We start from the raw sequence: 2,909 nt of genomic DNA, 5'->3' as shown, positions 1-2,909 counted from the left end.
ACGAAATCGTCAAAGACCTAAGCCCTAAAAATGAAGCTTTATTGGCTAAGCGTGACCGTTTGCAAGTGGACTTGGATAAATGGCATCAGGCCAATCCTGGTCCGATTAAGGATATGCCCGCTTATCGTAAGCATCTCAAGGAAATTGGCTATCTCGATGACGTGCCAGGAAAAGTTCTTGGCACTACCAAGAACGTTGATGATGAGTTGGCCCTTCAAGCTGGACCGCAATTGGTCGTTCCAGTGCTCAATGCCCGCTATGCACTGAATGCCGCTAATGCACGTTGGGGCTCTTTGTATGACGCTCTTTACGGTACTGACGTTATTTCTGAAGAAGATGGCGCAACTAAGGCGGGTGGCTATAACGCGATTCGTGGTGCCAAGGTTGTTGCATTTGCCCGCAAGTTTTTAGATCAATCGGCACCTCTTGCTAAGGGTTCACATGCGGATGCTACTGCGTATGCGGTTGATGGCAACAAGTTAGTAGTTAGCCTGAAGGATGGTAGCAAAACAGGCCTTGCTGATGAGAAGCAATTTGTTGGCTATCAAGGTGATGCTGCTGCACCTTCTTCAGTGCTCCTGCGTAATAACGGTGTGCATATTGATATCGAGATTGATAAGACTAAAACGATTGGTGCAAGCGACGCTGCTGGCGTTAACGATGTTGTGCTTGAAGCCGCTCTTTCTACTATTTTGGACTTGGAAGATTCGATTGCTGCTGTTGATGGCGATGACAAAGTTCTTGCCTATGAAAACTGGTTAGGCATTCTCAAGGGCACTTTGGTTGAAGAAGTGAGCAAAGGTGGAAAAACTTTCACTCGCACCCTCAATCCAGATCGTCAATACAAAGCAGGCATTGGCGCAGTGGATGCTAAAGACGGTGTAGTTACTTTGCATGGCCGTTCTTTATTATTCCTTCGTAACGTTGGTCACTTGATGACTAACCCAGCGATTATCACTGGTGAAGGTAAAGAGATTTATGAAGGTATCTTGGACGCAGTAGTTACGGTATTGATTGCTTTGTATGACATTAATCGTCCTGCAACTCAGGCAATTGGCAATACTCGTAAAGGCTCTGTTTATATTGTTAAGCCAAAAATGCACAGTCCAGAAGAGGTTGCCTTCGCTGGTGAGCTCTTTGGTCGTGTTGAGAAGTTGCTGGGCTTGCCCGCGGATACCGTGAAGCTTGGCATCATGGATGAAGAGCGTCGTATGAGCGCCAATATCAAGGCAGCGATTGCTGCCGCTGGTGCTCGCGTAGCCTTTATTAATACTGGCTTCCTAGACCGCACTGGTGACGAAATGCATACAGCAATGCATGCAGGTCCAATGATGCGCAAGGGCGATATGAAGACCAGTAAGTGGCTGTCAGCTTATGAGCGTCGTAACGTTCTGGCTGGTTTAGATTGTGGCTTGCGTGGTCGCGCTCAGATTGGTAAGGGTATGTGGGCAATGCCAGATCTGATGAAGGCTATGGTTGAGCAAAAGATTGTTCATCCAAAGGCAGGTGCAAATACTGCTTGGGTGCCTTCACCTACTGCGGCAACATTGCATGCTTTGCATTATCACCAGGTGAATGTCGCTCAACTACAAAAAGAGATGGAGCAGTTAGATACGGCTGCTGAAGCTGAAGCCTTGATCAATGATTTGTTGACCATTCCAGTAGTGGAAAAAGCTAACTGGTCTAAAGAAGAAATTCAGCAAGAGTTGGATAACAATTGCCAAGGTATCTTGGGTTATGTGGTTCGCTGGATTGACCAAGGTGTTGGTTGCTCTAAAGTGCCAGATATTCATAATGTAGGTTTGATGGAAGATCGTGCAACTTTGCGTATTTCTAGTCAGCATATTGCTAACTGGCTATTGCATGGCATTGTTACTGAAGCTCAGGTGAATGAGTCTTTGCAGCGTATGGCTAAAGTAGTTGACGGTCAAAATGCTGGCGATCCTCTGTACCAGCCGATGATGCCAAATTACAAAGACTCTTATGCTTATAAAGCAGCAAGTGATCTGATTTTCAAAGGCCTAGAGCAGCCTAATGGCTATACCGAGCCTTTGCTTCATGCATGGCGCTTAGAGGTGAAGAAGGCTCACGCTTAATCTTTATTTCTTGTCCTCATGAGCGAAATGGATTTGTCGAAAGGCAAGTCCATTTTTCTTTTTACTTGCCAACTATATAAGTCTTTAGCCATATCATGTTTAGCTTTCTAAATCCCTTTACCAGGCGTGTTGCAGCACGTGGTCATGCGCTGGGGTTTCAATTTAATGATGGGGGTAGGGAGGTAGCAGGCTTTAAGGGTGGAGCTGGTGACTGTGTTGTCCGTGCCATCGCCATTGCTGCAGAGTTGCCTTATATGCAGGTCTATGAAGACCTTCGTATTGCTAATGCAGCCTATGCAGAACTCCGAAATGATAAGTTAGCTAGGAGACTTTCTGCGAAGGGTTCCTCGCCACGCAATGGCAATCATCGCAATGTCTTTCACGACTACATCCTAGGTCATGGCTTTAAATGGGTTCCGACCATGAAGATTGGGGCTGGCTGCCAAGTGCATTTAGTGGCCAGTGAGCTACCTGAAGGTAGATTAATTGTGAAGGTTTCTAAACACTTAAGTGCGGTAATTGAAGGCGTAATTCAAGATACTCACAACCCGTCTCGAGGTGGCTCGAGATGTGTTTATGGTTATTACATTAAGGTCTAATCTCTAGAGTTAAAAAGAAAAAAGCCTTCGAAGATTCAAAGGCTTATTTCTCAAAAAAGACCAAAAATGGTCAAAAAACAGGCTAAATCAGCAATAAATTACCAGTTTCCACTAGTTTTACGTGTTTTGTACTCCATTGCCTTAGCTTCTACAAAAGCAGCTGCTAATATGGCGAAGAAGTTCTTAACTGCCACTAAAGGCTTCAGACTAAAGG

The 2,909-nt window shown here is 45.3% G+C and carries 2 protein-coding genes; both read left to right on the top strand.

Going from position 1 to position 2,909, the window contains the following annotated elements; all coding sequences use genetic code 11:
- Positions 1-2,096: malate synthase G (locus B7Y67_RS14330; protein ID WP_293599220.1), on the top strand; the 2,096-nt coding region annotated here is incomplete at its 5' end.
- A 95-nt stretch (positions 2,097-2,191) separates the two neighbouring features.
- Entirely contained in the window at positions 2,192-2,695 is a 504-nt protein-coding gene (locus tag B7Y67_RS14325) for a hypothetical protein (RefSeq protein ID WP_215300971.1), read from the top strand.
- The last annotated feature ends 214 nt before the right edge of the window (positions 2,696-2,909 follow it).

The sequence above is a fragment of the Polynucleobacter sp. 35-46-11 genome, from assembly GCF_002281105.1.
The sequence above is the reverse complement of the archived record's forward strand: the minus strand, read 5'-3'. Positions and strand labels throughout refer to the sequence as shown.